Below are 26,104 nucleotides of genomic sequence, written 5' to 3' on the forward strand. Positions count from 1 at the left end.
CTGCGCTCAGATCGTCAGCACGATCTTGCCCGGCACCTCGCCCGCCTCCTGCCTCCGCTGCGCCTCCGCGGCCTCGGCGAGCGGGAGGGCGGCGCCGACGTCGAGCTCCAGGCGGCCCTCGTCGACCCAGCCGGCCAGCCGGGTCAGGTGCTCGCGGTCGGGTCGCACGAACAGGTACTGCCCGCCCATCTCGAGCACGCGCGGATCGACGATCGAGGTGATCCGGAAGCGGTCGCGCACCAGCTCCGGGCTGTCGTCGAGGGCCTGGCCGCCTGCGAGGTCGAGCACGGCGTCCACGCCGCCGGGACTCAGCGCCCGCACGCGGTCGACGAGGCCGTCGCCGTACGTCACCGGGGTGGCGCCCAGCTCGCGCAGCCGTTCGTGGTTGCGCTCACCGGCCGTCCCGATCACCTCGGCGCCGAGGACGCGCGCGATCTGCACCGCCATCCGCCCGACGCCGCCGGACGCGGCGTGCACGAGCACGGTCTCGCCGGGCCGCACCTCGAGTCGCTCGACGAGTGCCTGGTAGGCGGTGAGGCCGGCCAGCGGGAGCGCCCCCGCCTGCTCCCACGTGGCCGCCGACGGCGAAGGGCCCACCGTGCGCAGCGGCGCAGCCACCAGCTCGGCGTAGGTCCCCCACTGCAGGTGGTCCTGGCGGTTGTAGGCGATCACCTCCTCGCCCGGCCGCACCCCCGTCACCGCGGGACCGACCCGCTCGACGACCCCGGCGACGTCCCAGCCCGGGATCACCGGGAAGTCCGCCGGGATGAGGGCGTCGAGCCCGCCCCGGCGGGCCTTCCAGTCCACCGGGTTGATCGAGGCCGCCTTCGCGCGGATCAGCACCCAGTCCGGGCCGACCTTCGGTTCGGGGAGCTCCATGGGCTCGAGCACCTCCGGGCCGCCGTACCGCCGGTACGCCATCGCCTTCATGACGCCTACGTACCCGACCGGCGCGCCACGGAACGTGCAGCCCCGGCGGGGAGTTCAGGAAAGCCACTTTCAAGGCCTCTACGGCCCTGAATGTGGCTTTCCTGAACTTCGGAGGCGGCTCAGCCGCAGCGCTCGGGATGCCGGTCGCGTAGCCGGACGTGCGCGCGCGCACGTCGGCACGGCCCGGTAGCGGCGCCGGATTACGCTGGTACCCATGCTTCGGCGACTCGACCTGCGTGGTGCACCCCTGCCCCGGACCGCTTCGCTGCGCTCCCTGCTGCCGCGGGCCGAGCAGGACGTCGACGCGGCGCTGCACCAGGTGCGGCCGATCGTCGACGCGGTGCGCGAGCGCGGGGCGGAGGCCGCGTTGGAGTTCGCGGAGCGGTTCGAGCGGGTGCGCCCGAGCGCCGTGCGGGTGCCGGCGCAGACGCTCCAGGGTGCGCTGGCCGCGCTCGACCCGGCCGTGCGGGCGGCCCTGGAGACGTCGATCGAGCGGGCCCGCCTCGTGCACGCCGACCAGCGGCGCAGCGACATCGTCACCCGGGTGTCGCCGGGCGGCACGGTCACGGAGCGGTTCCTGCCGGTGCAGCGGGTGGGCCTCTACGCCCCGGGCGGGCTGGCGGTCTACCCGTCGAGCGTGGTGATGAACGTGGTGCCCGCGCAGGCCGCGGGTGTCGAGTCGATCGTGCTGGCCTCGCCGCCGCAGGCCGAGCACGGCGGCCTGCCCCACCCCACGGTGCTGGCGGCGGCCGCGCTGCTGGGCGTCGAGGAGGTGTGGGCCGTCGGGGGCGCGCAGGCCGTCGCGTTGCTCGCGTACGGCGGCACCGACACCGACGGCGCCGAGCTGGAGCCGGTGGACATGGTCACCGGGCCCGGCAACATCTACGTCACGGCCGCCAAGCGGCTGCTGCGCGGCCTGATCGGGATCGACGCCGAGGCCGGGCCCACCGAGATCGCCGTGCTCGCCGACGACACCGCCGACCCCGCCCACGTCGCCGTCGACCTGATCAGCCAGGCCGAGCACGACACGGCCGCGGCGTCGGTGCTGGTCACCACGTCCGAGGAGCTCGTCGAGGCGGTGGAGCGGGAGCTCGAGGTGCGCGTCGGGGCCACCAAGCACAGCGAGCGCATCCGCACCGCGCTCACCGGGCCGCAGTCGGGCGCCGTGCTCGTCGACGACATCGACGCCGGGCTCGCCGTGGTCGACGCGTACGCCGCCGAGCACCTGGAGATCCAGACCCGCGACGCGCGGGACACCGCCCTGCGCGTCCGCAACGCGGGCGCGATCTTCGTGGGCCCGTACGCCCCGGTGTCGCTGGGCGACTACTGCGCCGGTTCCAACCACGTGCTGCCCACCGGCGGCTGCGCGCACCACTCCGCGGGCCTGTCGGTGCAGACGTTCCTGAAGGGCGTGCACGTGGTCGAGTACTCGGAGGAGGCGCTGCGGGAGGTGGCCGACCAGGTGGTCACGCTCGCCGGGGCGGAGGACCTGCCTGCGCACGGCGAGGCGGTCTCGGCGAGGTTCGCCCGATGACGGCGGTGCAGAACGACGTGGTCGGCGGTGGGGTCTCCCTCGACGACCTGCCGCTGCGCGAGGACCTGCGCGGCCGCAGCCCGTACGGCGCGCCGCAGCTGGACGTGCCGGTGCGGCTCAACACCAACGAGAACCCCTACCCGCCGCCGCCCGAGCTCGTCGCTGACATCACCAGGGCCGTGCACACGGCCGCCGAGGAGCTGCACCGCTACCCGGACCGCAACGCGGTGGGGCTGCGCACCGACCTCGCCGCGTACCTGAGCGGCTCCACCGGGGTGCCGCTCACCTGCGCGAACGTGTGGGCCGCCAACGGTTCCAACGAGGTACTGCAGCAGCTGATGCAGGCGTTCGGCGGGCCGGGGCGGGTCGCGGTCGGGTTCGAGCCGTCCTACTCCATGCACCCGATCATCGCGGCGGGCACGCGCACGGAGTGGCTGCCCGCGCCGCGGCGGTCGGACTTCTCGCTCGACGTCCGCGAGGCCGCATCGGTGCTGCGTGAGCACAGCCCGGACCTGACGTTCCTGACCAGCCCCAACAACCCCACCGGGCAGAGCATCGAGCCCGACGAGCTCGCGCTGCTCGTCGACGCCGCGCCGGGGATGGTGGTGGTCGACGAGGCGTACGCCGAGTTCTCCGACCGGTCCAGCGCGATCTCGCTGCTCGCCACCCACGGCCACAAGCTCGTGGTCTGCCGCACGATGAGCAAGGCGTTCGCGTTCGCGGGAGGGCGCCTGGGCTACCTCGCGGCCGCGCCCGCCGTGGTCGACGCGCTGCAGCTGGTTCGGCTGCCCTACCACCTGTCGGCGCTCACGCAGGCCGCGGCGCGCGCGGCGCTGCGGCACGCCGACGCCACGCTCGGCTCGGTTGCGCTGCTGCGGGCCGAACGCGACCGCGTGGTGCCCGCACTGGCCGCCGCCGGCTACTCGGTGGTGCCGAGCGACTCCAACTTCGTGCTGTTCGGCCGCTTCGCCGACGCGCCGCGCGCGTGGCGGGCCTTCCTCGACCGCGGAGTGCTGATCCGCGACGTCGGGATCCCGGAACACCTGCGTGTCACGATCGGCACGCCGGAGGAGAACGACGCGTTCCTGCAGATCGCAGCGGACGTGGTTGAGCAGGAGCTGAGCCGATGACCCGAGTCGGGCGCGTGGAGCGGATCACCAAGGAGTCGAAGGTGCTCGTCGAGATCGACCTCGACGGCACCGGCACCACCGAGATCGCCACGGGCGTGCCGTTCTACGACCACATGCTCGACGCCTTCGGCAAGCACGGGGCGTTCGACCTCACGGTGCGCGCCGAGGGCGACGTCGAGGTCGACGTGCACCACACCGTCGAGGACGTCGCGATCGTGCTCGGGCAGGCGCTCCGGCAGGCGCTGGGGGAGAAGAAGGGCATCCGCCGCTTCGGCGACGCCTGGATCCCGATGGACGAGGCGCTCGCCCAGGCCGTCGTCGACGTATCGGGCCGCCCGTACACGGTGCACACCGGCGAGCCGGACGTCATGCAGGGCTTCGTGGTGGGCGGGCACTACCCCACGGTGCTCAACCGGCACGTGTTCGAGTCGCTCGCGTTCCACGGCCACCTCGCGCTGCACGTGCGCGTCGCCGACGGGCGCGACCCGCACCACGTCACCGAGGCCGAGTTCAAGGCGATCGCGCGGGCGCTGCGGGCCGCCGTGGAGCCGGACACCCGGATCACCGGGATCGCGTCGACGAAGGGCACGCTCTGAGCGAGGCAGCAGGTCTCCCCGGCGACAACCACGTCCACACCGAGTGGTCCTGGGACGCCGTCGAGGGCGCGATGGACGCCACGTGCGCCCGGGCGGAGCAGCTGCGGCTGCCGTCGGTGGCGTTCACCGAGCACGCCGACCTGACGCCGTGGGTGGTGCGGCCCGGCGACACGATGTCGGAGGTGCTGGAGCGCTGGCTGGGCCCGGACGGGCGGGTGGCGCCGCGGCCGCTCGACGTCGAGGGCTACCTGGATTGCCTGGAGCGCTGCCGCGCGCGGTACCCGGGGCTGCAGGTGCTGTCGGGGGTGGAGCTGTCGGAGCCGCACTGGCACCCGGAGGAGACGGCGGCCCTGCTGGCGCGGGGCCGGTTCCACCGGGTCCTCGGGTCGGTGCACTCGGTGGGCGGGCGGGCCGAGCCGCGCCTGGTCGACCACGCGATGCGCGACACCGCGGCCGCCGACGTCGTGCGCGCCTACCTGGCGGAGGCCGCGGCGATGGCCGCCTCGGACGCCCCGTTCGCGGTGCTCGCCCACATCGACTACCCGGTGCGGCACTGGCCTCGCCGCGCCCGCCCGTTCCGGCCGGCCGACTTCGCCGAGGAGTTCCGTGAGGTCCTCAGGGTGCTCGCGGCGGGCGGCCGGGCACTGGAGATCAACACCAAGGTGCCGCTCGCGCCCGAGCTGGTGCGGTGGTGGGCCGACGCCGGGGGTGACGCGGTCTCGTTCGGCAGCGACGCCCACCGCCCCCGCGACCTGGCCAACGGCTTCGCGGATGCGGCGCGGGTGGCGCGCGACTGCGGCTTCCGGCCGGGCGGCGACCCGGTGCAGCTCTGGTCCCGCTCGCCGGGTTCAGGAACGCCACGTTCCTGAACCTGCAGGACAGGAACGTGGCGTTCCTGAACCGGGGGCGGGCACGCCGTACCCTGGACGGCGTGTCGAGGATCGTCGTGCTGGACTACGGATCGGGCAACCTGCGCTCCGCGGAGCGTGCGCTGCAGCGCGTGGGTGCCGACGTCACGGTCACGGCTGATCCGCATGCCGCGCTGGAGGCCGACGGGCTCGTCGTCCCCGGGGTGGGTGCCTTCGCCGCCTGCATGGCCGGGCTGAAGGCGGTCGACGGCCCGCGCCTGATCGAGCGCCGCCTCGCGGGCGGGCGCCCGGTGCTGGGCATCTGCGTGGGCATGCAGGTGCTCTTCGACCTGGGCGTGGAGTGGGGCGAGCGCACCGAGGGGTGCGGGCAGTGGCCGGGCACGGTGGAGCAGATCAAGGCCGACGTGCTCCCGCACATGGGCTGGAACACCGTGCGCGCCCCGGCCGGCACCACCCTGTTCGCCGGGCTCGACGCCGACGCGCGCTTCTACTTCGTGCACTCGTTCGGCGTGCGGCGCTGGGAGCTCGACGAGTCGGACGTGCTGAAGCCACCGCTCGTCACCTGGGCCCACCACGGGGAGGACTTCGTGGCGGCGGTCGAGAACGGCGCGCTCGCGGCCACCCAGTTCCACCCGGAGAAGTCCGGCGACGCGGGCGCCACGGTGCTGCGCAACTGGCTGCGCGACGTCGTCGGGTAGCCGTCCGCATCGGACGAACGGCACCCTTGTCCGATAGGTACGTACGGGTGTGCCGCTCGTCCAGCGCGAACGCTCCGCTGCCCGCCGCGCCGCGAAACTCCCTGCGTACGCTCTGTAGGCTCTACCTGTGAGTTTCACGCTGCTTCCCGCCGTCGACGTCGCCGACGGCCAGGCCGTCCGGCTGGTGCAGGGCGAGGCCGGCACCGAGACCGGTTACGGCGCCCCCCGCGAGGCGGCGCTGCAGTGGCAGCGCGACGGCGCCGAGTGGATCCACCTGGTCGACCTCGACGCCGCGTTCGGGCGGGGCTCCAACGCCGAGCTGCTGGCCGGGGTGGTCGGCGAGCTCGACGTGGCGGTGGAGCTGTCGGGCGGCATCCGCGACGACGCCTCGTTGGAGCGGGCGCTGTCCACGGGCTGCGCGCGGGTGAACCTGGGCACCGCCGCGCTGGAGAACCCCGAGTGGTGCGCGCGGGCCATCGCGGCCCACGGCGAGCGCATCGCGGTGGGGCTGGACGTGCGGATCGTCGACGGGGAGCACCGGCTCGCCGCCCGCGGCTGGACCCGCGACGGCGGCGACCTCTGGGAGGTCCTGGAGCGGCTCGACCGCGACGGCTGCGCGCGCTACGTCGTCACCGACGTGAGCAAGGACGGCACCCTGCGCGGGCCCAACCTCGACCTGCTGCGTTCGGTCGCCGAGGCCACGAAGGCCCCGGTCATCGCCTCGGGCGGCATCGCGGAGGTGGCCGACCTCGTGGCGCTGGCCGAGCTGGCGGCCTCCGGCGTGGGCATCGAGGGCTCGATCGTGGGCAAGGCGCTCTACGCGGGCCGGTTCACCCTCCCCGAGGCCCTCGAGGCGGTGCGGGCGGTGCGCCCGGCAGGCCGGGCGGCCGGCTGATGGGGGTCGCGGTTCGGGTCATCCCGTGCCTGGACGTCGACGCCGGGCGGGTGGTGAAGGGCGTCAACTTCGTCGACCTGCGCGACGCGGGCGACCCGGTGGAGATGGCCCGCGTCTACGACGCCGAGGGTGCCGACGAGCTCACTTTCCTGGACGTCACGGCGTCCTCGGGCGGGCGGGCCACCATGCTCGACGTGGTGCGGCGCACCGCGGAGCAGGTGTTCATCCCGCTCACGGTGGGCGGGGGCGTGCGCTCCACCGAGGACGTCGACACGCTGCTGCGGGCGGGCGCCGACAAGGTCGGCATCAACACCGCCGCGATCCAGCGCCCCGAGCTGCTGCACGAGGCGAGCCGCCGGTTCGGTGCGCAGTGCATCGTGCTGTCGGTCGACGCGCGGAAGGTGCCGGAGGGCGGCGCGCCCACGCCGTCGGGCTGGGAGGTCACCACCCACGGTGGGCGCCGCGGCACCGGGATCGACGCCGTGGCGTGGGCGGCGCGGGGGCAGGAGCTCGGGGTGGGCGAGATCCTGCTCAACTCGATGGACGCCGACGGCACGCGTGCCGGGTTCGACCTGGAGATGATCGCCGCGGTCCGCGCGGTGGTGGACGTCCCGGTGATCGCGAGCGGGGGCGCGGGCGCGGTGGAACACTTCCCGCCCGCGATCCGCGCCGGCGCCGACGCGGTGCTCGCCGCGAGCGTCTTCCACTTCGGGCAGCTGCGGATCAAGGACGTCAAGGACGGCCTGCGCGCCGCGGACGTGGAGGTCAGGTGAACCGCGTGGCGGAGTCGGCGCTGGACCCGGCGATCGCCGCCCGGCTCAAGCGCACCCTCGACGGCCTGGTGTGCGCGGTGGTGCAGGAGCGCGGCAGCGGCGACGTGCTGATGGTGGCGTGGATGGACGACGAGGCGCTGCACCGCACGCTCACCACCGGCCGCGCCACGTACTGGTCGCGGTCGCGGGAGGAGTACTGGGTCAAGGGCGAGACCTCGGGCCACGTGCAGCAGGTGCACGAGGTGCGCCTCGACTGCGACGGCGACGCCCTGCTCGTCGTGGTCGACCAGACCGGCCCGGCGTGCCACACGGGCACCCACAGCTGCTTCGACGCCGACGTCCTGCGTGCCGCCGACGGCTGATCCACCGGTGGTTCTAGGGTCGGGCGGGTGACTGAGGAGCTCTTCGCCACCGACGCCTACCTCCGCTCCTTCGAGGCCGCGATCACCGACGTCGACCGGGAGGGCGGTCGCGTGGCGCTGGCGCGCACCGCGTTCTACCCCGGGGGCGGCGGGCAGCCGCACGACCTCGGCACCCTCGACTGGAGCGGCGGGCCCGTGGCCGTCACGAAGGTGAAGCGGGAGGCGGGCCGCATCTGGCACTGGGTGGACGCCCCCGAGCTGCCGGGTGCGGGCACCGGGCTCGCGGGGGAGATCGACTGGTCGCGCCGGCACCTCCTGATGCGCACGCACACGGCGTTGCACGTGCTGTGCGGCGTGGTGTGGTCGGAGTTCGCGATCCCGGTGACCGGCGGCAACATGGAGCCCGGTGCGGGGCGGCTGGACTTCCCGCTCGAGTCGATCTCGGCCGAGCTGGGCAAGCGGCTCGAGACGCGGATCAACGCGGAGCTGGCGGCGGCCCGGGCGGTGGTGGTCGAGTTCCTCGGGCGCGACGCCGCCGACGCCGACCCGGCGCTGATCCGCACCGCCGCGAACCTCATCCCGCGCGAGATCGACCCGTTGCGCGTGATCGACATCATAGGCCTGGACAAGCAGGCCGACGGCGGCACGCACGTGTCGAGCACCGCCGAGGTGGGGGCGGTGCGCGTGACGGGTACCGAGTCGAAGGGCAAGGGCAACAAGCGGGTGCGCATCCAGGTGGTCGACGCGCCCGCGTGACGGCGCCGCGTCCCGGCCGCCCCCCTTGCGCGGCCGGGACGCGGTCCCCCCTCCGTCACCCCCGCCGGCTCTCCCCGGCGCCGACGAGGGCGATCATCCCGGCAAAGGCGAGGGCGAACCCGCCGAGCAGGCCGGTGACCTGCGCTGCGCCCGCGGCGGGGTCCGAGCCGCCCGAGAGCGCCGTGGTCGTCATGCGGACGGTCACCGTGTAGAGGCCCCACGCGAACATGGCGGCGCTGCCCGCCCAGGCCGCCGCGACGGCCGCCCAGCGTCCCGTCGGGCGGGCCCGCACGAGCGCCACCACCCCGGCGGCGCCGGCCACCGCGAGCGCGCCGCTCACCGACTCGACGCCGAGGGCCACCGCCGACCCGGACGCCAGCCCGGCCACGAGGTGCAGCAGGGCGCTCGCCGCGGCCATGACGCAGCCACCGGCCGTCACGACCCGCAGGAAGGGCACGAGGCCCGCCGCGGGGGGCGTGCTCGCGGTGACCACCCGGGACCACCTGCGGACGGAGTGCGCGGCGAACGCGGCGCACAGGAACACGCCCTGCCAGGCGAAACCGCCGTAGACGAGCGGCTGCAGCCACGGCTCGAACGCGGTGCTGTGCAGCCCCCCGGAGAGTGTCTCGACAGTGATCGCCGGCATGATCGACACGACCATCGGCACGAGGAACCCGGTGCCCACCCACACCGGCAGCAGCACCAGCCACACGGGGAGCCGGTCGCCCCACCGGTGGGTCAGCGCGAGGGCGAGCCCGATGACGACGAGGTCCATCGCGAACGTCACGGCGTTGGCCGCCACGATCGCGGGGTCGGCCAGGAAGCCCGGGTCGCGCACGCCCGCCGTGCCGCCCGCGAGCCAGCCGATCTTGAGCGTCAGGTACGGCAGCGTGCCCGCGGCGGCGAGCCAGCCGAGGGCCCGCACACCGCCCGGGGTCGCCGGCGCCGTCGTCGTGGAGTTCGCCGTCGTGAAGTTCATGGTCCCGACGATGGCGCCGCGCCCGGCCGTCCGGTTCCCGCGCCGGGACGAGATCGCTCCCCCCTGCGGGGGAGGGGCGTGCGCGGGCCGTTCTGCGACGATCGTCGCGTGCTCCGGCGTCTCACCGCCCCGCTCACCGACGGGCTGACCTACCGCCGGTTCGTGCACCTGCTGCTGGGTGCGGTGATCCTGCTGCCCTACCTCGCCCTCGTCGTGCTGATCGCCTCGACGATGACCAACGGCGGGCTCGACGTGCTCGGGTCGGTCGTGATCGTGGTGGTGGCGACGGGCATCGCGGTCGGGGTCACCCTCGTGCCGGGCGTGCGGACGCTCGCGATCACGGCCGCCCGCACGTTGCTGGGCGCCGAGGTGCCCGAGCCGGACCCGGCCTCGGTCGACTCGTGGCCCGGCCGGCGCCGGGCCGCGCTCTGGCTGCTGCTCAACGCCGCGGCGGGAGGGCTGGCCGCGCTGGTCACGCTGACCGTCGTTCCCACCACGATCGGGTTCCTCTTCGCCCCGTGGTTGGCGCTGCAACCGTTCCCGACGGGCGGGCGGGCGTGGTGGTTGCCGCTGGTCGCTGTGCTGCTGCCGGCCCTGCTGCTGCACGCCGCCAGGGCCGCCGGTGCGGCGCTGGCCCGGCTCGCGCCCCGGGTGCTGGGGCCGACCCCCACCGAGCGGATGGCGGCCGAGCTCGAGGCCGCGCACGCCGCCGAACGCGCGCTGGCCGAGCGCAACCGGCTCGCGCGCGAGCTGCACGACTCGGTGGGCCACGCGCTCACGGTCACGACGCTGCAGGCGGGCGCGGCGGCCCGGGTGCTGGAGAGCGACCCCGCGTTCGTCGCGAAGGCCCTCGACGCCATCGCCGAGGCGGGACGCACGGCGCTGGCGGACCTGGACCACGTGCTCGGGCTGCTGCGCGACGGCGAGGGGAACCGCAGCCCGATGCCGGACCTGGACGATCTGGACACCCTTGTGGACGGCGCGCGCTCGGCCGGGGTGGCGGTCGACCTCGACCGGGACGGCGCCACCGGGGCCGTGCCGCGCGCGGTGTCGCGCGAGGCCTACCGGATCGTGCAGGAGGCGCTCACGAACGCCCTGCGGCACGCCGGGCCGGTGCCGGTCACCGTCCACGTCGCGGTGGGGGAGGAGGCCGTGGCGCTGGAGATCACCAATCCGCTGGGCCCCGGGCCCGGGCGCACCGGCGGCGGCCGCGGGATCGCGGGCATGCGCGAGCGCGTCGGCGTGCTGCGCGGCGAGCTCACCTCGGGCCCCGAGGACGGGCGCTGGCGCGTCGCCGCGCGGCTGCCCTTCGGACGCGACAGGATGCTCGGGTGATCCGCGTGCTGCTGGTGGACGACGAGGAGCTGGTGCGCGCCGGGCTGCGGGCGATCCTCGACGCCGAGCGCGACATCGAGGTGGCAGGCGAGGCCTCCGACGGTGCGGAGGTGCCCGGGCTGGTGCAGCGGCTCGAGCCCGACGTCGTCCTGATGGACGTGCGGATGCCCGCGGTGGACGGGATCACCGCCACCCGGCACCTGGTCTCGCGGGGCAGCGACCGGCCGCGGGTGCTGGTGCTCACGACGTTCGGCAACGACGACCACGTCTACGACGCCCTGCAGGCCGGTGCCACCGGGTTCCTGCTCAAGCGGGCGCGTCCTGCGGAGATCGTGCAGGCGGTCCGCACGGTGGCTGAGGGCGAGTCGCTGCTGTTCCCCGCGGCGGTGCGCGATCTCGTCGCCACCCGCGGTCGATCGGGCGGTGACGCGCTGCGCGGCGCCGGCCTCACCGAGCGGGAGGGGGAGGTGCTGCGCCTCGTGGCGCGCGGGTTGTCCAACGCCGAGATCGCCCGTGAGCTCGTGGTCGGGGTGGAGACCGTGAAGACCCACGTGGGCAATGTGCTGGCCAAGCTCGGCGCGCGCGACCGCACCCAGGCGGTGGTGGCCGCCTACGAGTCCGGTTTCATCGACCCGCGGCGGCCCGTCTGAGATCACCCTTCCGCGGCTCGCGGTGATCAGGTTAGCCTCACCTCATGAGCGCGCTGGCGGTGACGGTTGAGCGGTTGCGGGGGCTGCTGCCGCAGTACCCCGACTCCTACGCGCCCCGCATCGGCGTGCCGGCCGAACCGGGCTGGTCGTTCCTGGCCGACGCGCAGCCGCAGGTGCCCGCGTGGTGCGCACGGGCGCAGGAGGAGGGCAACCCGGCCCGGCTTGCGTCGGTGGCAGCTACCACGGTGGGCGGTTCGCTGGTGCACGCCGTGCTCGGCCGGGTCACCGCGGCGCTGGTGCTCGACCAGCGGGCCTGGCACGTACGGGCCGGGCACCTGGCCGTGCACCACGCCACCGGGCGGGTCGCCCTGCGCGACGCGTCGCTCCTCGTGCTGCCCGGCGACCCGGCGGCCGTCCTCCCGCACGCCGAGGTGGTGCCCGACCTGCCCGCGCTGCTGCACCGGGTGGCCGCCGACGCCGTCGCCACGCTCGGTCCGCTGCTGGACGCCGTGCGCTCCGCCACCCGCTACGGCCTCGTGCCGCTGTGGAACAGCGCCACCGACGCGATCCGCGGCGCCGCCCACTACGTGCCGCTCTACGCGGGCACCGACCGGGAGCGGGCGCACGAACTCGGGTCCGCCCTGGTCGCCGCGCTCGGCCACGCGCTCGCCGCGCGGGGGGTGCGCCTTCGCGACCGCGGCGCTCACGAGCTGGTGCAGCGGGGCGTCGAGACCTACCGGGTGCCGGTGCGCGCCGCCTGCTGCCTGTACTACAAGACCGAGCCGCAGGTGGAGCGGCCCTCCGACGCGTACTGCATGAGCTGCCCGTTCTTGTGCTCCCCCGACCGCAGGGAGCGGTTCGCCACGTTCGTGGACGGGCTCGCCGCCGAACGCGAGGCCGAGCTCACGGCAGCCGCCCGGTGAGGTAGCGCTGCAGGTTCGGCGCCACGGCCGCGATGATCGTGGCGTGGTCGGCCGAGGCGAGCGGCTCGACCTTCAGCACGTAACGCACGAACGCGAGCCCGAACATCTGCGACCCCGCGAGGGTGGCGCGCAGCTCCGGCCGGTCGGGCGCCACGGCGGACAGGACCTTGTGCACCAGCACGCGCCCGATGAACTCGCGCAGCAGGCCCGCCGCCACCTCGTGGCTCGCGATGCTCTGCAGCAGCGTGGCGAGCTGGGTGCCCCCGGTCTCGTCCCAGACCTGCAGGAGGCGGGCGATCACCCGCTCGGCGAGGTGGTCGGGATCGCCCGGCAGCGCCTCGCTGAGGATGGCGCCGGGGTCGGCGGGCAGGTCCAGTGCCGCGACGAACAGCTTCTCCTTGCCGCCGAACCAGTGGTTGACCATCGCCGGGTCGACCCCGGCGCGGTCGGCGATCATCCGGACCGTGGCGCCGTCGTAGCCGCGCTCGGCGAACACCGTGCGGGCGGCCTCGAGCAGCGCCACGCGCGTGTCGCTGCCGCCGGGGCGGCGTCCCCGGCGGCGGGGTGCCCCGCTCTCCTCGGGCACGCCTGCGGCCTCTTCCTTCACCGCCCCATCTTCCCGCCCCCGACCTGAGAGCACGCTGCAGGTGCGCCGGGCGCGCCGCTACCCCCGACGCCGACTCCGGCCGCGTGCCGGCGGCCGCGATAATGGGCACATGACCGTCACCCAGCCGACAGGCGCCTCCGGCGCTGCGCCTCCTGGCGCCCTCGGCACGGTCACCCCCAGCCGCGAGGAGTTCCGCGCGCTGGCCGTCGGGCACCGGGTGATCCCGGTGACGCGGCGGCTGCTCGCCGACGACGAGACCCCGCTCGGGGTCTACCGCAAGCTGGCCGGTGACCGGCCCGGCACGTTCCTGTTCGAGTCGGCGGAGAACGGGCGGTCCTGGTCGCGGTGGTCGTTCGTGGGGGCCCGCAGCCGGGCCACGCTCACCGCGGAGGGCGGTGAGCTGGTGTGGACCGGCGAGGTGCCGGTCGGCCTGCCGACGTCGGGGGATCCGCTCGTGGCGCTGCGCACGGTGGTGCAGGAGCTGCAGAGCGAGCGGCTGCCCGGGCTGCCGCCGCTCACCGGCGGGATGGTCGGCTACCTCGCCTACGACGTGGTACGCAGGCTCGAGCGGCTGCCCGACCTCACCACCGACGACATGCGGGTGCCCGAGCTGGTGATGCTCCTGGCCACCGACCTCGCCGCGGTCGACCACCACGAGGGCACGGTCACGCTGATCGCCAACGCGATCAACTGGGACGCCACCGACGAGCGGGTGGACGAGGCCTACGACGACGCCGTCGCCCGCCTCGACCGGATGACGGCCGACCTCGCCGCGCCCGCGCCCTCCACGGTGGGGGTGTTCCGGCCGGTGGAGCCGCGGTTCACGCGCCGCCGCTCGGCGCCGGAGCACCACGCGGCGGTGGAGGAGGCCAAGGAGCAGATCCGGGCGGGCGAGGCGTTCCAGGTGGTGGTCTCGCAGCGGTTCGAGACCGACTGCCCGGCCGACCCGCTCGACGTCTACCGCGTGCTGCGGGCCACGAACCCGAGCCCGTACATGTACCTGCTGCGGCTGGAGTCGGCGGCCGGGGAGCGGTTCGACGTGGTGGGTTCCAGCCCCGAGGCGCTGGTCACCGTGCGCGACGGCGTGGCCACCACGCACCCCATCGCGGGCACCAGGTGGCGCGGGGCCACCGAGGAGGAGGACCTGCTCCTGGAGAAGGAGCTGCGCAGCGACGAGAAGGAACGTGCGGAGCACGTGATGCTCGTCGACCTGGGGCGCAACGACCTCGGCCGGGTGTGCGAGCCGGGCACGGTCAAGGTCCACAGCTTCTTCTCGGTGGAGCGCTACAGCCACGTCATGCACCTGGTGTCCACGGTCACCGGGCGGCTGCGCGCCGACCGCAACGCGTTCGACGCGGTCACGGCCTGCTTCCCGGCCGGCACGCTGTCCGGCGCACCGAAACCGCGGGCGATGGAGATCATCGAGGAGCTGGAGCCCACCCGGCGCGGGCTCTACGGCGGGATCGTGGGCTACCTCGACTTCGCGGGCGACGCCGACACCGCGATCGCGATCCGCACGGCGCTGGTGCGGGACGGGGTGGCGTACGTGCAGGCGGGCGGGGGGATCGTGGCCGACTCCGACCCGGTGGCCGAGGACGCGGAGTGCCTGAACAAGGCGCGGGCGGTGCTGTCGGCGGTCGCGACGGCGGCCACGCTCGCCGCACCCGGCCGGGGCGTCGCGGAGGCCGCGGGATCGGCGGCACCGCCGCCGGTCGAAGCGCCGGGCCAGGGGTCGGCGTCCTCCACGCCGCGGTGAGGTCCGGGCGCCTGCTGGGCGTGGTCTGCGCGGGCCTCGCCCTGTCGGCGGCGCTGCTCTGGGCGGGTTCGGCCACGGTGTGGCAGCGGGTGCTGCCGGCCGGGGCGGCCCCGGTGGAGCTCACCGGCGCGCAGGTGGCGCCGTGGCTGACCGGCACCGCGTTGCTCGCGCTCGCCGGGGTGGCCGGGGTGGTGGCCGCCGGGGGCGTGCTGCGCAGGCTCGTGGGCGCGCTGCTCGCGCTGGCCGGGCTCGGGGCGGTGGTGTTCGCCCTGCGGGCGCTGCTGGCCCCGGCCGCGGTCACCGTGGACGGCGTGCGCCACGAGCCGGGCGAACCGACAGCCGCCCCGTTGCTCGCGGTGGCCGCGGCGGTGGTCCTGCTCGCGGTGGGGATCACCGTGCTCGTGCGGGAGCGGGGCCTGCCGCGGCTCGGCGCGCGGTACGCCGCGCCGGGCGGGCGCGCGGTGGAGCGCGACCCGGACCGCGCCGCGTGGCAGGAGCTCGACGAGGGGCGCGACCCCACCGTCGACCCCCCTGGTGAGCCGCCGGGCGACGCGGGGGACGATCCTGGCGACGGGCCGCGAAGTGCGCCTGTCTAGCATGAATCGCGCCCGGCCCTATCCGGAGAGGGGGACAGCTGCCATGACGAACGGCGGAGCGAGTGTCCTCGATTCCATCGTGGACGGTGTCAGGGCCGATCTCGCGGTGCGCGAGGCCGAGGTCGATTTCGCGGAGATCAAGCGACGGGCGGCGGCGGCCCCGCCCCCGCGGGACGTGATGGCCGCGCTGCGCGCCCCGGGGATCGGGGTGATCGCCGAGGTGAAGCGGCGGAGCCCGTCCAAGGGCGAGCTGGCCGACATCGCCGACCCGGCGGCCCTTGCCGCCACCTACGCCGACAACGGCGCACGCGTGATCAGCGTGCTCACCGAGGGCCGCCGCTTCGGCGGGTCGCTGGCCGACCTGGCCGCGGTGCGGGCGGTGGTCGACGTGCCCGTGCTGCGCAAGGACTTCGTGGTGAGCCCGTACCAGGTGCACGAGGCCAGGGCCTTCGGCGCCGACCTGGTGCTGCTCATCGTCGCCGCGCTGGAGCAGAACGCGCTCGACGCCCTGCTCGACCGGGTCGAGTCGCTCGGGATGACCGCCCTCGTCGAGGTGCACACCGAGGAGGAGGCCGACCGCGCGCTGGAGGCGGGCGCGAAGGTGATCGGGGTGAACGCGCGCAACCTGCACACCCTCGAGGTCGACCGCACGATCTTCGGCCGCATCGCCCCCGGGCTGCCCACCGACGTGATGCGGGTGGCGGAGTCCGGCGTGCGCGGCCCGGGCGACCTGCTCACCTACGCCGGCTGGGGTGCCGACGCGGTGCTGGTCGGCGAGGGCCTCGTCACCAGCGGCGACCCGGGTGGGGCGGTGCGGGGCCTGGTGGCTGCGGGCTTCCACCCGTCGTGTTCGAGAATGGTCCGGTGAGTACGCGGAGCAAGGCCAGCGACGGGGTGGCGCACCCGTCGGAGCACGAGCCGGACGAGCGCGGCCACTTCGGCCGCTACGGGGGCCGGTTCGTCCCCGAGGCGCTGATCGCGGCCCTGGACGAACTCACCACCGCGTACGAGAAGGCCCGCCACGACCGCGACTTCCTCGACGAGCTCGACCGGCTGCACCGCGACTACAGCGGGCGGCCGTCGCCGCTCACCGACGTGCCGAAGCTCTCCGAGCACGCGGGCGGTGCGCGGATCCTGCTCAAGCGCGAGGACCTCAACCACACCGGGTCCCACAAGATCAACAACGTGCTCGGGCAGGCGCTGCTCACCAAGCGGATGGGCAAGAAGCGCGTGATCGCCGAGACCGGGGCGGGCCAGCACGGCGTCGCCACCGCCACGGCGTGCGCGCTGATGGGCCTGGAGTGCGTCGTCTACATGGGCGAGGTCGACACCGAACGGCAGGCCCTCAACGTCGCGCGCATGCGGCTGCTCGGCGCCACCGTGGTGCCCGTGAAGACCGGCTCGCGCACGCTCAAGGACGCCATCAACGAGGCGCTGCGCGACTGGGTCACCAACGTCGACGACACGCACTACCTGCTCGGCACGGCCGCGGGCCCGCACCCGTTCCCCGCGATGGTGCGCGACCTGCACCGGATCATCGGCCTCGAGGCACGGGAGCAGGTGCTGGAGCGCACCGGCCGGCTGCCCGACGCCGTGGCCGCGTGCGTGGGCGGCGGCTCCAACGCGATCGGGATCTTCCACGCCTTCATCGACGACCCGGGCGTGCGGCTGATCGGCTTCGAGCCCGGCGGCGACGGCGTCGACACCGGCCGTCACGGTGCCACGCTCACGGCGGGCACGCCGGGCGCGCTGCACGGCGCCCTGTCCTACCTGCTGCAGGACGAGGACGGGCAGACGATCGAGTCGCACTCGATCTCGGCCGGGCTGGACTACCCCGGGGTCGGGCCGGAGCACGCGCTGCTCAAGGACGTGGGGCGCGCGGAGTACCGCCCGGTCACCGACGCCGAGGCGATGGACGCGTTCGCGCTGCTCTCCCGCACGGAGGGGATCATCCCGGCGATCGAGTCGGCCCACGCCGTGGCGGGTGCGCTGCGGCTGGGCCAGGAGCTCGGGCCGGAGGCCGTGATCGTCGTGAACCTGAGCGGGCGTGGCGACAAGGACGTCGACACGGCGGCGAAGTGGTTCGGCATGATCTCCGACGACGAGAGCGCCGAGGACGCGAGCGGCACCGCGATCGCGGAGGCCAGTCTGACGGAGGGGCCGCCGCGATGAGTGCCGTTCAGCAGATCTTCGAGCGGTCGCGGGCCGAGGGCCGGGGCACGCTGGTCGGGTACCTGCCCGCCGGCTACCCGACCGTCGACCGTTCGGCCGAGCTGCTCTCCGCGATGGCCGAGGGCGGCTGCGACCTGCTCGAGGTGGGCATCCCCTACACCGACCCCGTGATGGACGGGCCGAGGATCCAGGCCGCCGCCGACACCGCCCTGCGCGCCGGCTTCCGGCTGCGCGACGTGTTCTCGGTGGTGGAGCGGGTGAGCGCGGCGGGCGGCCGCGCGGTCGTCATGACCTACTACAACCCGGTGCTGCGCTACGGCGTCGACGCGTTCGCTCGCGACCTCGCCGCTGCCGGCGGCCTCGGCCTGATCACGCCGGACCTGATCCCCGACGAGGCCGAGGAGTGGCTCGCCGCGTCCGACGCCCACGGCCTGGACCGCACGTTCCTCGTGGCGCCCTCGTCCACCGAGGAGCGGATCGCCTCCACCGCGGCCGCCACCCGCGGCTTCCTCTACGCCACCTCCACGATGGGCGTCACCGGCGAGCGCGACACGGTCGCCAACGCCGCCCCCACCCTGGTGGCCCGCTGCCGGGCCCACACGTCGATCCCGGTGGCCGTGGGCATCGGGGTGCGGTCGGCCGCCCAGGCCGCCGAGGTGGCGGGCTACGCCGACGGCGTGGTCGTCGGCTCCGCGTTCGTCACGGCCGCCGAGACCGGCGGCGTCGAGGGCGTGCGCGCGCTCGCGCGCGACCTGGCGTCCGGCGTGCGCCGCGCCCCCGCCCCGGCTTGAGGCGCCCCCGCGCCCCCGACCGAACGCCAGCAAGGTGGCTTTGCTGGCCGATTACGCCAGTAAAGCCACCTTGCTGGCATCAGGGGCCCGGGTCGCGGTGTGGGTGCCGTCGGGCCGGGGCGATACCGTGGCGGCGTGAGTCCTGCCGTGGTCGCCGTGCTGGCCTACCTCCCGAGTCCGGACCGGGGGGTCTGGATGATCGGCCCCATTCCGATCCGGGCGTACGCGCTCTGCATCATCGCCGGGATCGTCGTCGCGGTCTGGTGGGGCGAGCGCCGGTTCGTCGCGCGCGGCGGGCAGGAGGGCACGGTCACCGACATCGCGGTGTTCGCGGTGCCGTTCGGGCTGGTCGGCGGCCGGCTCTACCACGTGATGACGGACTGGCAGACCTACTTCGGGCCGGGTGGCGACCCGCTCGGCGCGCTGCGGATCTGGGAGGGCGGCCTCGGGATCTGGGGGGCCATCGCGCTCGGCGCCGTCGGCGCGCTCATCGGCTGCCGCCGCCGTGGGGTGCCCCTCGGGTTCTTCGCCGACGCGGTGGCGCCCGGCATCGTGGTGGCGCAGGCGATCGGCCGGCTGGGCAACTGGTTCAACCAGGAGCTCTACGGCGCGCCCACCACGCTGCCGTGGGGGCTGGAGATCTACGACCGGGTCGACCCCGCCACCGGGCTCCCGGACGCGCTCGGCGGCGTCGCGGTCGACCACACGGCCGTGCAGGTGGTGCACCCGACGTTCCTCTACGAGCTGCTGTGGAACCTGCTCGTGGCGGGGCTCGTGGTGTGGGCCGACCGCCGGTTCCGGCTGGGCCACGGCCGCGCGTTCGCGGTGTACGTGGCCGGGTACACGGCGGGCCGGTTCTGGATCGAGCAGATGCGCACCGACCACGCCACCCGCGTGTTCGGCGACATCCGGATCAACGTGGTGGTCGCCGCGCTGGTGTTCACGGCGGCGGTGCTCTACATCGCGCTGGTCCGCAAGCCGCGGGAGGTGCTGGAGGGGCCTGCGGCGGCACCGGCAGCGCAGGCGCCGGACGGGGCCGCGGCCGAGCCGCAGGACACGGAGTCGCAGCACACCGAGCCGGGCGAGGAGCGCGCCGGCGAGGGACCGGACAAGGAGAAGGATCCGGCCGAGGCGGGGGATCGCACGACATGACGTTCACGGGTTTCGGCGAGGGCGCCGTCGAGTTCTACGACGGGCTCATCGCCGACAACTCGAAGGCCTACTGGACCGACCAGCGCGCCGTGTACGAGCGCGACGTCCGCGGGCCGATGGAGGCGCTGCTCGCCGCGCTGGAACCGGAGTTCGGACCCGGGAAGATCTTCCGGCCGTACCGGGACGTGCGGTTCTCGCGCGACAAGACGCCGTACAAGACGCACTGCGGCGCCACCGCCGGCCCGTTCTACGTGCAGGTCGGCGCCGACGGCCTGATGGTGGCGGGCGGCTACTACCGGATGGCGCCCGATCAGGTGGCCCGCTACCGCACGGCGGTGGAAGACGACCGCCGCGGCGGCGACCTGGAGAAGCGGCTCGCCGCGCTGGCCGGGGTCACGGTGGCGGGGGAGACCCTGAAGACCCGACCTCGCGGGTTCGACCCCGACCACCCGCGGATCGACCTCCTGCGGCACAAGGGTCTCTTCGCCTGGCGCTCCTGGGAGCCCGACGACGTCCTGCACGAGCCGGGCACCCTGGACCGGGTGGCCCGCACGTGGCGGGAGCTGGTGCCGCTCACCGAGTGGCTCGCCGATCACGTGGGGCCCAGCGAGCAGCCGCGCCGGTAGCCGCTCGGGCGCCGTCACCGGATGCCGACGACGGCGCCCGAGGCGGCGTCGAACCGCTGCGACCCGAGCACCACGGTGTCGCCGACGAGCGCGATCGAGGCCGTGTAGCCGGTGTCGAACTCGAGGTCGAGCGCCCAGCGTTCCTCGCCGCTGTCCGTGGCGTACGCGAACAGGGTGAACGAGGGCCGCGCGTCCAGGCGGCCGATCCGCACGCCGCCGATCCAGCAGGTGTCCCCGGCGACGACGGGCGCCGTGCCGTACATCGCCGTGGTGAGGGGCGAGCCCCGGTCCAGCTCCCAGCGCGGTTCACCGGTCTGCGCGTCGAGCGCCGAGAGCCCGACTCCGTGGCCCCCGTCGGCGTACACGGTGCCCTCGTGCACGGCGATCTCGCCGTAGCGGTCCTCGACGGTGCGGCGCCAGCGCTCCCGGCCGGTGGCCGCATCGAACGCGACGAGGGTGGACTCGACCCTCGGGTCGCCGCCCGTGGCGTACACGAGCGGGCCGGCGAGGGTCACGGCGGTGAGGTCGGCGAGCGGCTGTTCCCACAGCGTGGCCCCGGTGGCGGAGTCGAGCGTGCGCAGCGCGTGCTTCAACCCGACGTGGGTGCGGCCCCCGCCGGCCGCACCGGGGTTGTCGAGCGCGAACGCCCCGGTGGGGGTGCTCGCCACCGGGGCGTCCCAGCGGCGCACGCCGGTGGCGGCGTCGTAGGCGGTGACCTGGTCGCGCGCCTCGGTGTCGAAGGTGGCGGCGAGCACGACCCCGTCGCCCGCGGCGACGAGCCGACCGTGCGCCTCCCAGCGCAACGATCCGGCGGCGTCGAGCGTGTAGATCGTGAGACGGTCGTCGTCGAGGTGGACGGTGCCGTCGACGACGGCCGGGGTGTGCCTGCTGCCGCCGCCCCGCAGCGAGTAGCTCCACCGCGCCTGCCCGGTGCGGACGTCGATCGCGTGTGCGGTGGCGTCGCTCCCGGCGATGTGGACGACCCCGTCACCCGCGGCCATGCAGCTCACCGGGCCGCTGGTGGCGTAGCTCCAGCGCGGTGCGCCCGGGGCGGGGGCGGCGGTGCCCGTGGGGCCGCCGGTGGGGCCGCCACCCCGCCACAGCCCGGTGGCGGTGGCCGCGACCCCGCCGGCCGCGGCCGTGGCCAGCACCGCGCCCAGCCCGATCAGGAGGCTCCTGCGGGCCACCGGGCGCCGGGCGGGCGGCTCGGGGGCCACCGGGCGGGGGAGCTGGGCGGGATCGGGCAGGCGCGCGGTGACCGCGGGCGGGAGCCAGTCGGTGCCCGGCTGCGGGGGCGGGAGGAGGTCGGCCAGCTGCGCCGCGGTCGGCCGGGCGGCCGGGTCCCGCCGCAGGCACGCGGCCACCAGGTCGCGGACGGGGCCGGTGAGCGAACCCAGCCCCGGTTCGGTGCTGAGGATCCGGCGCAGCACGGTGACCGGGCTGCCCTCGCCGAACGGGCCGGTGCCCGTGGCGGTGAAGACGAGCACGGACCCGAGCGAGAACAGGTCCGACGCGGTGCCGATCTCGCGGCCGTCGGCCTGCTCGGGCGACATGAACGCCGGCGTGCCGACCGCGGTGCCGGTGCTGGTCATGCGGGTGCCGTCGAGGGCCCGCGAGATTCCGAAGTCGATCATCCGGGCCCGGTCGGCAGCCAGCAGGACGTTGGCGGGCTTCACGTCGCGGTGCACGAGGCCTGCCTCGTGGACCGCGAGGAGGGCGCGCACCAGGTGCGCGGCGAGCGCCTCCACCGCGGGCGATGCGAGCGGGCCGGTCTCGGCCACGGCGCGGCCCAGCGGCACACCGGGCACGTACTCGGCGGCGAGCCACGGCGTGCTCGCGTCGGGATCCGCGGCCAGCACCGCCGCCGTCCACGGGCTGTGCACCCGCCGGCCGGCCTCGGCCTCGCGCGCGAACCGGGCGCGGAACTGCGGGTCGTTGGCGAGCCCGGGGTGCACGACCTTCACCGCGACGTGACCGGAGGGCCCGGCGGCGAGGTAGACCTGGCCCATCCCGCCCGCACCGAGCACACCGAGCACCGGGAAGGGCCCGATGCGGGTGGGGTCGGTCGGCTGCGGTGGCCGGACGGCGAGGAGGCCGGGCGCGAGTGTCACGGTGGGTTCCTTCATTCCGGTCGGACGGCCGTGATCCGGCCGTCGAAGGTCGCGGTGAACGCCACCCGGTCGGCGGCGGTGATCACCTCCACGGGGTTGAAGCCGTCCGCGGGTGCGTAGGCCCACTGCCGGGTGCCGGTCGCCACCTCGAACGCGTAGACGCGCCCCTGGTCGTCGCCGGTGTAGACGAGACCGCCGGTCGAGTCGCGGAAGGCGAACGGCGGGACCTCGGCGGTGCCGCCGCCGTTGGTGCGGTCCGGCAGCGACCAGCGCAGCGTGCCGTCCGTGATCTCGAAGGCGTGCAGCTGCTCGTCGCGCCCCCGCACGATGACGGCGTCGTCGACCACCACGGGCCGGTCCGGCTCGGCGCCGGACAGCTCGCCGTTGCCCACGGGCGCCCGCCAGAGCACGGTGCCGGTCGGGGTGTCGAGCGCGACCACCTCGCCGACGTTCACGGTGAGGAACGCGATCCCGTGCGCCACCCCCACCTCCGTGGCGTTGACGCCGTCGGGCTCGTGGCGCCAGACCAGGTCCCCGGTGGCGGCGCGCAGCGCGTCGACACCGCTGCCGTTGCTGATCAGCACGTGATCGCCGTCGATCTCCGGCGACACGGCGAAGTTGCCGTCGACGTCGTGCTTCCACCGGGTGTCGCCGGTGGCCGGGTCGACGGAGAAGAGCGTGGGGCCGTGGGAGAAGTACGCGACGCCGGGGCCTGCCATCACGTCGAGCCCGGCGAGGGACGTGTAGCCCTCGGTCAGGTCGGAGACGAGCCGCCAGCGTTCCTGCCCGGTGACCGCGTCGAGGGCGATCGCGGCGCCGTTGGTAGCGGCGTAGACGGTGCCGTCGGCGATCGCGAGCCGCACCCGGGACGGGTCGAACCCGACGCCGCCCGGCGGGGCCTCGTACGCCCACCGCTGCTGCCCGCTCGCCGCGTCGAGGGCGACGACCCGGCCCCGGCCGCCCGCGAAGACGGTGCGGCCGTCGGTGAGCATGGCGCTGGGGGTGGGCGGTCCCCCCGCCGTCCAGGCGACCGTCGCCGACCCGCCCGCCGGTGCGCGGGTGGGGGCCGGCGCGGGCAGGCTCTGCACGTCCGGCACGGCGATCGGCTGCGGCAGCACGGACCGGGCCAGCGCGAACGCCCCGCCCACCGCGGCGAGGCCGAGCAGCCCGGCGCCGCCGATCAGCAGGGCGCGCCTGCCCACGGCCCGTGGCGCAGCGCCGTCCGGCTCCCGGCCGGCCGTGAGCAGCGCCGGCACGTTCGGTGGCGGGGGCAGCATCGCGGCCACCGCGGGCGGCAGCCACGGCCCGGGCGGCACGGGGCCGAGGAGCGCGGCGAGCTCGGCGGCGCCCGGGCGCTCGGCGGGGTTCTTGGCCAGGCACCGGCGCACCGGCTCGTGCAGCGGCCCGGTCAGCCCGTTCAGGTCGGCGGGGTCGTCGACGATGCGCCGCATCAGCACGAGGGGGTGCGCGTCGCCGAACGGGCCGCGGGCGAGTGCGGCGTAGGCGAGTACGGCGCCCAGGGAGAACACGTCGGACGCGGGACCCGTCTGCCCGCCCTCGGCCTGCTCGGGGGACATGAACGCGGGCGTGCCGACCAGCGCCTCCGCCCCGCTGAGCTGCGCGCCCTCGACGGCGCGGGAGATGCCCATGTCGATCAGGCGCGGACCGTCGGCGGCGAGCAGCACGTTCGGCGGCTTCACGTCGCGGTGCACGAGGCCCGCTGCGTGGAGGGTGGCGAGCGTGGCGGCCAGCCCGGCGGCGAGGGCGTGCAGGGTGTGCGGCGGGAGCGGACCGGTCTCGCGCACGACCCGGTCGAGCCCGACGCCGGGCACGTACTCGCTGGCCAGCCAGGGGACCGGCGCGTCCGGATCGGCGGCGAGGACCGTGGCGGTGCCGGGCCCGCGGACCCGCATCCCGGTGGTGACCTCGCGGGCGAACCGGGCGCGGAACCCGGGGTCGGAGGCGAAGGTCGGGTGGATCAGCTTGACGGCCACCAGCTCGCCGTAGTGGCCCGCGCCGAGGTAGACCTGGCCCATCCCGCCGGATCCGAGCCGGGCCAGGATGCGGAACGGCCCCACCTGGTGGGGGTCCTCGGCTCGCAAGCGCAACACGGTGGTCCTCCTGCACGTTCGATCTCGTCGAGCAGGACGACCCGCCGCACGCGTGCGCGGTTGGGGTGCGGACGGGGCTTATCGGCGGCGCCACCAGCGGCGCCGCTCGGGCGCGGGGGCCGCGGGCGGGGCCTGCGGTGCGGGCCGTGTCTCCCGCCAGCCGTGCACGATCGCCTCGACGTCCACCAGCCGGATCGGCACGGCGGGCCCGGACGGGGCGCGCACCCACTCCGCGATGCGCCGGTTCAGCTCGGAGGCGGCGGCGCGCACGGCCTTTTCGGTGGGCAGGTCACGCACGGTCTCCGGGAGCCGTTCGGCCTCCTTGCGCAGCTGCAGCGGGGTGGGCAGCAGGGCGTCGGACGGCAGGCCCTCACGCTCGACCCACCGGCGGATCCACCAGTTCTCGTCGTCCGGTCCGTCGAGGCCGGGCAGCGGCTTGCCCCGGCCGGGCAGGTCGGCGAAGTCGCCGCGCTCCTCGGCCATGCGTATCTGCTGGTCGATCACGGATTCGTAGCGTGCCCAGTAGCCCTCGTTCGCCATGCCGCCTCCCCCGGGCGACGGTACCCGGCGCGGGGACGAGGATCGGGCCATGCCGGAACTGATCGAGCGCCCCAGCCGCGTCACCGCGGCGGGCGAGCCACCCAAGACGATCGACGAGTACGTGGGCCGGGTCAACACCGGCGAGTCCCGCGTCTCCGTGGCCCACATGCGCAGCCCGTCGGGATGGTCGGAGCCCGGACAGCGGCCCGAGTTCGACGAGTACACGCTCGTACTGCACGGCGCGCTGCGGGTGGAGCACGAGGGGGGCGAGCTGACCGTGGCGGCGGGGCAGGCCGTGCACACCGCGGCGGGGGAGTGGGTGCGCTACAGCTCGCCCGGCCCCGAGGGCGCCGAGTACGTGGCGGTCTGCTTGCCCGCGTTCGCCCCCGAGACGGTCCACCGCGACTGACGCGCCGCCGCTCAGCGGCGCCCGACCACGACCGTGCCGTCCAGGTCGGCGTCACGCACCACACGCGTGGTGAGGCCGGCGGCGTCCATCGCCGCGGCCGTGCCCGGGGCCTGGCCCTCGCTCGTCTCGATCAGCAGGTGCCCGCCGGGCGCGAGCCAGCCGGGGGCCGCGGCCGCGATCCGGCGGTGGACGTCGAGCCCGTCGGCGCCGCCGTCGAGCGCCACCAGCGGCTCGTACAGCCGCGCCTCGGGCGGCATGAGCCCCACGGCGTCGGTGGGCACGTAGGGGGCGTTGGCCACGAGCACGCCGACGCGGCCGCGCAGGCGCGCGGGCAGCGGCGCGTCGAGGTCGCCCTCGTGCACCTGCCCACCCACGGCGGCGACGTTGCGGCGGGCGCATCGCACCGCCGCCGGGTCGACGTCGGCGGCGTGCAGCTCCACACCGGGCACGGCGGTGGCCACCACCACCCCGACGGCCGCGGACCCGCAGCACAGTTCGACGACCACGGCGCCGGGCGCGGCCAGCGCGGCGGCCTCCCGGCCGAGCAGCTCGGTGCGCCGCCGCGGGACGAACACGCCCCCGTCGACGGCGATCCGCCGCCCGGCGAACTCGGCCCAGCCCAGGACGTGCTCGAGCGGGAGCCCGGCGACGCGCCGGTCGACCATCTCGGTCAGCTCCTTGGGGCCCGCCGCTGCCTCGACGAGCAACCGCGCCTCGTCCTCGGCGAACACGCAACCCGCCGCCCGGAGCCGGGCGATCACATCGGGCACGGACGCAGTCTCGCAGACCGCGCGAAAGGAGCC

The 26,104-nt window shown here is 75.3% G+C and carries 27 protein-coding genes; 20 read left to right on the forward strand and 7 right to left on the reverse strand.

What is annotated here, in order from left to right; genetic code table 11:
• Positions 1-6: 6 nt before the first annotated feature.
• Positions 7-930, reverse strand: coding sequence for an NADP-dependent oxidoreductase (locus ACFPL3_RS20770; RefSeq protein WP_343945985.1), 924 nt, complete (start codon positions 928-930; stop codon positions 7-9).
• A 214-nt stretch (positions 931-1,144) separates the two neighbouring features.
• Between ACFPL3_RS20770 and hisD the strand changes: the two genes are divergently transcribed.
• The 9 genes from hisD (at position 1,145) to ACFPL3_RS20815 (ending at position 8,543) form a co-directional block, all read left to right on the forward strand.
• Positions 1,145-2,464: a histidinol dehydrogenase gene (gene hisD, locus ACFPL3_RS20775; protein ID WP_343945986.1), complete on the forward strand. Its 1,320-nt coding sequence runs from the start codon at positions 1,145-1,147 to the stop codon at positions 2,462-2,464.
• Positions 2,461-3,594, forward strand: a complete 1,134-nt coding sequence (locus ACFPL3_RS20780) for a histidinol-phosphate transaminase (RefSeq protein WP_343945987.1) — start codon at positions 2,461-2,463, stop codon at positions 3,592-3,594. The genes hisD and ACFPL3_RS20780 overlap by 4 nt, the downstream gene beginning before the upstream one ends.
• The gene (gene hisB, locus ACFPL3_RS20785) at positions 3,591-4,190 is read left to right on the forward strand and encodes an imidazoleglycerol-phosphate dehydratase HisB (protein ID WP_343945988.1); all 600 of its coding nucleotides are present in this window, start codon (positions 3,591-3,593) and stop codon (positions 4,188-4,190) included. The genes ACFPL3_RS20780 and hisB overlap by 4 nt, the downstream gene beginning before the upstream one ends.
• A complete protein-coding gene (locus tag ACFPL3_RS20790; protein ID WP_343946008.1) occupies positions 4,187-5,059 on the forward strand; it encodes a PHP domain-containing protein in 873 nt (290 codons plus the stop codon). The genes hisB and ACFPL3_RS20790 overlap by 4 nt, the downstream gene beginning before the upstream one ends.
• A 62-nt stretch (positions 5,060-5,121) precedes the next feature.
• Complete coding sequence (gene hisH, locus ACFPL3_RS20795) at positions 5,122-5,757, forward strand: imidazole glycerol phosphate synthase subunit HisH (protein WP_343945989.1); 636 nt, start codon at positions 5,122-5,124, stop codon at positions 5,755-5,757.
• 127 nt (positions 5,758-5,884) lie between these two features.
• A complete protein-coding gene (gene priA / locus ACFPL3_RS20800; RefSeq protein WP_343945990.1) occupies positions 5,885-6,652 on the forward strand; it encodes a bifunctional 1-(5-phosphoribosyl)-5-((5-phosphoribosylamino)methylideneamino)imidazole-4-carboxamide isomerase/phosphoribosylanthranilate isomerase PriA in 768 nt (255 codons plus the stop codon).
• Positions 6,652-7,425 (forward strand): imidazole glycerol phosphate synthase subunit HisF, encoded by a 774-nt coding sequence (gene hisF, locus ACFPL3_RS20805; RefSeq protein WP_343945991.1) that lies wholly within the window; start codon positions 6,652-6,654, stop codon positions 7,423-7,425. Before priA ends, hisF begins: the two co-directional genes overlap by 1 nt.
• Complete coding sequence (gene hisI, locus ACFPL3_RS20810) at positions 7,422-7,787, forward strand: phosphoribosyl-AMP cyclohydrolase (protein WP_343945992.1); 366 nt, start codon at positions 7,422-7,424, stop codon at positions 7,785-7,787. Before hisF ends, hisI begins: the two co-directional genes overlap by 4 nt.
• A gap of 27 nt (positions 7,788-7,814) precedes the next feature.
• Positions 7,815-8,543 (forward strand): alanyl-tRNA editing protein, encoded by a 729-nt coding sequence (locus ACFPL3_RS20815; RefSeq protein ID WP_343945993.1) that lies wholly within the window; start codon positions 7,815-7,817, stop codon positions 8,541-8,543.
• Between the two features lie 55 nt (positions 8,544-8,598).
• Here the strand turns inward: ACFPL3_RS20815 and ACFPL3_RS20820 are convergent, their stop codons facing one another.
• Positions 8,599-9,522, reverse strand: a complete 924-nt coding sequence (locus ACFPL3_RS20820; RefSeq protein ID WP_379589566.1) for a hypothetical protein — start codon at positions 9,520-9,522, stop codon at positions 8,599-8,601.
• A gap of 108 nt (positions 9,523-9,630) precedes the next feature.
• Here ACFPL3_RS20820 and ACFPL3_RS20825 point away from each other — a divergent pair, with 108 nt between their 5' ends.
• From ACFPL3_RS20825 to ACFPL3_RS20835, 3 genes are read left to right on the forward strand one after another with little or no spacing between them, the layout of a single operon-like run.
• Complete coding sequence (locus ACFPL3_RS20825) at positions 9,631-10,857, forward strand: sensor histidine kinase (RefSeq protein WP_343945996.1); 1,227 nt, start codon at positions 9,631-9,633, stop codon at positions 10,855-10,857.
• Complete coding sequence (locus tag ACFPL3_RS20830) at positions 10,854-11,507, forward strand: response regulator transcription factor (protein WP_343945997.1); 654 nt, start codon at positions 10,854-10,856, stop codon at positions 11,505-11,507. Before ACFPL3_RS20825 ends, ACFPL3_RS20830 begins: the two co-directional genes overlap by 4 nt.
• A gap of 44 nt (positions 11,508-11,551) precedes the next feature.
• Positions 11,552-12,430 (forward strand): hypothetical protein, encoded by an 879-nt coding sequence (locus ACFPL3_RS20835; protein WP_343945998.1) that lies wholly within the window; start codon positions 11,552-11,554, stop codon positions 12,428-12,430.
• Here ACFPL3_RS20835 and ACFPL3_RS20840 read toward each other — a convergent pair.
• The gene (locus tag ACFPL3_RS20840; RefSeq protein WP_343945999.1) at positions 12,411-13,037 is read right to left on the reverse strand and encodes a TetR/AcrR family transcriptional regulator; all 627 of its coding nucleotides are present in this window, start codon (positions 13,035-13,037) and stop codon (positions 12,411-12,413) included. The two genes, ACFPL3_RS20835 and ACFPL3_RS20840, sit on opposite strands and share 20 nt — an antisense overlap.
• 109 nt (positions 13,038-13,146) lie before the next feature.
• Here ACFPL3_RS20840 and ACFPL3_RS20845 point away from each other — a divergent pair, with 109 nt between their 5' ends.
• From ACFPL3_RS20845 to ACFPL3_RS20875, 7 genes are all read left to right on the forward strand, one after another.
• Positions 13,147-14,793 (forward strand): anthranilate synthase component I, encoded by a 1,647-nt coding sequence (locus tag ACFPL3_RS20845; RefSeq protein WP_343946000.1) that lies wholly within the window; start codon positions 13,147-13,149, stop codon positions 14,791-14,793.
• Complete coding sequence (locus tag ACFPL3_RS20850) at positions 14,790-15,389, forward strand: Trp biosynthesis-associated membrane protein (protein ID WP_379589567.1); 600 nt, start codon at positions 14,790-14,792, stop codon at positions 15,387-15,389. The genes ACFPL3_RS20845 and ACFPL3_RS20850 overlap by 4 nt, the downstream gene beginning before the upstream one ends.
• A 43-nt stretch (positions 15,390-15,432) precedes the next feature.
• Positions 15,433-16,257, forward strand: coding sequence for an indole-3-glycerol phosphate synthase TrpC (trpC, locus tag ACFPL3_RS20855; protein ID WP_343946002.1), 825 nt, complete (start codon positions 15,433-15,435; stop codon positions 16,255-16,257).
• Positions 16,254-17,561, forward strand: a complete 1,308-nt coding sequence (gene trpB, locus ACFPL3_RS20860; RefSeq protein WP_343946003.1) for a tryptophan synthase subunit beta — start codon at positions 16,254-16,256, stop codon at positions 17,559-17,561. The genes trpC and trpB overlap by 4 nt, the downstream gene beginning before the upstream one ends.
• A complete protein-coding gene (gene trpA / locus ACFPL3_RS20865; RefSeq protein ID WP_379589568.1) occupies positions 17,558-18,352 on the forward strand; it encodes a tryptophan synthase subunit alpha in 795 nt (264 codons plus the stop codon). Before trpB ends, trpA begins: the two co-directional genes overlap by 4 nt.
• A 135-nt stretch (positions 18,353-18,487) precedes the next feature.
• Entirely contained in the window at positions 18,488-19,504 is a 1,017-nt protein-coding gene (gene lgt, locus ACFPL3_RS20870) for a prolipoprotein diacylglyceryl transferase (protein ID WP_343946005.1), read from the forward strand.
• On the forward strand, positions 19,501-20,130 hold the full coding sequence (locus tag ACFPL3_RS20875) for a DUF2461 domain-containing protein (RefSeq protein WP_343946006.1): 630 nt from the start codon (positions 19,501-19,503) through the stop codon (positions 20,128-20,130). Before lgt ends, ACFPL3_RS20875 begins: the two co-directional genes overlap by 4 nt.
• A 14-nt stretch (positions 20,131-20,144) precedes the next feature.
• Here the strand turns inward: ACFPL3_RS20875 and ACFPL3_RS20880 are convergent, their stop codons facing one another.
• From ACFPL3_RS20880 to ACFPL3_RS20890, 3 genes are all read right to left on the reverse strand, one after another.
• Complete coding sequence (locus ACFPL3_RS20880; RefSeq protein WP_379589569.1) at positions 20,145-22,241, reverse strand: protein kinase domain-containing protein; 2,097 nt, start codon at positions 22,239-22,241, stop codon at positions 20,145-20,147.
• A gap of 11 nt (positions 22,242-22,252) precedes the next feature.
• Positions 22,253-24,352, reverse strand: coding sequence for an outer membrane protein assembly factor BamB family protein (locus tag ACFPL3_RS20885; RefSeq protein WP_379589570.1), 2,100 nt, complete (start codon positions 24,350-24,352; stop codon positions 22,253-22,255).
• 78 nt (positions 24,353-24,430) lie between these two features.
• Positions 24,431-24,892: a DnaJ family domain-containing protein gene (locus tag ACFPL3_RS20890; RefSeq protein WP_343945702.1), complete on the reverse strand. Its 462-nt coding sequence runs from the start codon at positions 24,890-24,892 to the stop codon at positions 24,431-24,433.
• Positions 24,893-24,941: 49 nt separating this feature from the next.
• Here ACFPL3_RS20890 and ACFPL3_RS20895 point away from each other — a divergent pair, with 49 nt between their 5' ends.
• On the forward strand, positions 24,942-25,301 hold the full coding sequence (locus tag ACFPL3_RS20895; RefSeq protein WP_343945701.1) for a cupin domain-containing protein: 360 nt from the start codon (positions 24,942-24,944) through the stop codon (positions 25,299-25,301).
• A gap of 11 nt (positions 25,302-25,312) precedes the next feature.
• On the opposite strand, the gene ACFPL3_RS20900 is transcribed toward ACFPL3_RS20895, so the two are convergent.
• Positions 25,313-26,071 carry a putative protein N(5)-glutamine methyltransferase gene (locus ACFPL3_RS20900; protein ID WP_379589571.1) on the reverse strand — a complete coding sequence of 253 codons (759 nt, stop codon included), beginning with the start codon at positions 26,069-26,071 and terminating at the stop codon, positions 25,313-25,315.
• Between the last annotated feature and the right edge of the window lie 33 nt (positions 26,072-26,104).

Origin of the sequence: Pseudonocardia zijingensis, assembly GCF_042657305.1 — a bacterium.
GTDB lineage: Bacteria > Actinomycetota > Actinomycetes > Mycobacteriales > Pseudonocardiaceae > Pseudonocardia > Pseudonocardia zijingensis.

What these genes read in the sequence shown, in the direction of transcription:
- ACFPL3_RS20820 (WP_379589566.1), bottom strand. Translation starts at nt 9,522, where the DNA reads ATGAACTTCACGACGGCGAACTCCACGACGACGGCGCCGGCGACCCCG.
- ACFPL3_RS20890 (WP_343945702.1), bottom strand. Translation starts at nt 24,892, where the DNA reads ATGGCGAACGAGGGCTACTGGGCACGCTACGAATCCGTGATCGACCAG.
- ACFPL3_RS20770 (WP_343945985.1), bottom strand. Translation starts at nt 930, where the DNA reads ATGAAGGCGATGGCGTACCGGCGGTACGGCGGCCCGGAGGTGCTCGAG.
- ACFPL3_RS20895 (WP_343945701.1), top strand. Translation starts at nt 24,942, where the DNA reads ATGCCGGAACTGATCGAGCGCCCCAGCCGCGTCACCGCGGCGGGCGAG.
- hisF (WP_343945991.1), top strand. Translation starts at nt 6,652, where the DNA reads ATGGGGGTCGCGGTTCGGGTCATCCCGTGCCTGGACGTCGACGCCGGG.
- ACFPL3_RS20835 (WP_343945998.1), top strand. Translation starts at nt 11,552, where the DNA reads ATGAGCGCGCTGGCGGTGACGGTTGAGCGGTTGCGGGGGCTGCTGCCG.
- trpC (WP_343946002.1), top strand. Translation starts at nt 15,433, where the DNA reads ATGACGAACGGCGGAGCGAGTGTCCTCGATTCCATCGTGGACGGTGTC.
- ACFPL3_RS20845 (WP_343946000.1), top strand. Translation starts at nt 13,147, where the DNA reads ATGACCGTCACCCAGCCGACAGGCGCCTCCGGCGCTGCGCCTCCTGGC.
- ACFPL3_RS20875 (WP_343946006.1), top strand. Translation starts at nt 19,501, where the DNA reads ATGACGTTCACGGGTTTCGGCGAGGGCGCCGTCGAGTTCTACGACGGG.
- hisB (WP_343945988.1), top strand. Translation starts at nt 3,591, where the DNA reads ATGACCCGAGTCGGGCGCGTGGAGCGGATCACCAAGGAGTCGAAGGTG.
- ACFPL3_RS20780 (WP_343945987.1), top strand. Translation starts at nt 2,461, where the DNA reads ATGACGGCGGTGCAGAACGACGTGGTCGGCGGTGGGGTCTCCCTCGAC.
- trpA (WP_379589568.1), top strand. Translation starts at nt 17,558, where the DNA reads ATGAGTGCCGTTCAGCAGATCTTCGAGCGGTCGCGGGCCGAGGGCCGG.
- hisD (WP_343945986.1), top strand. Translation starts at nt 1,145, where the DNA reads ATGCTTCGGCGACTCGACCTGCGTGGTGCACCCCTGCCCCGGACCGCT.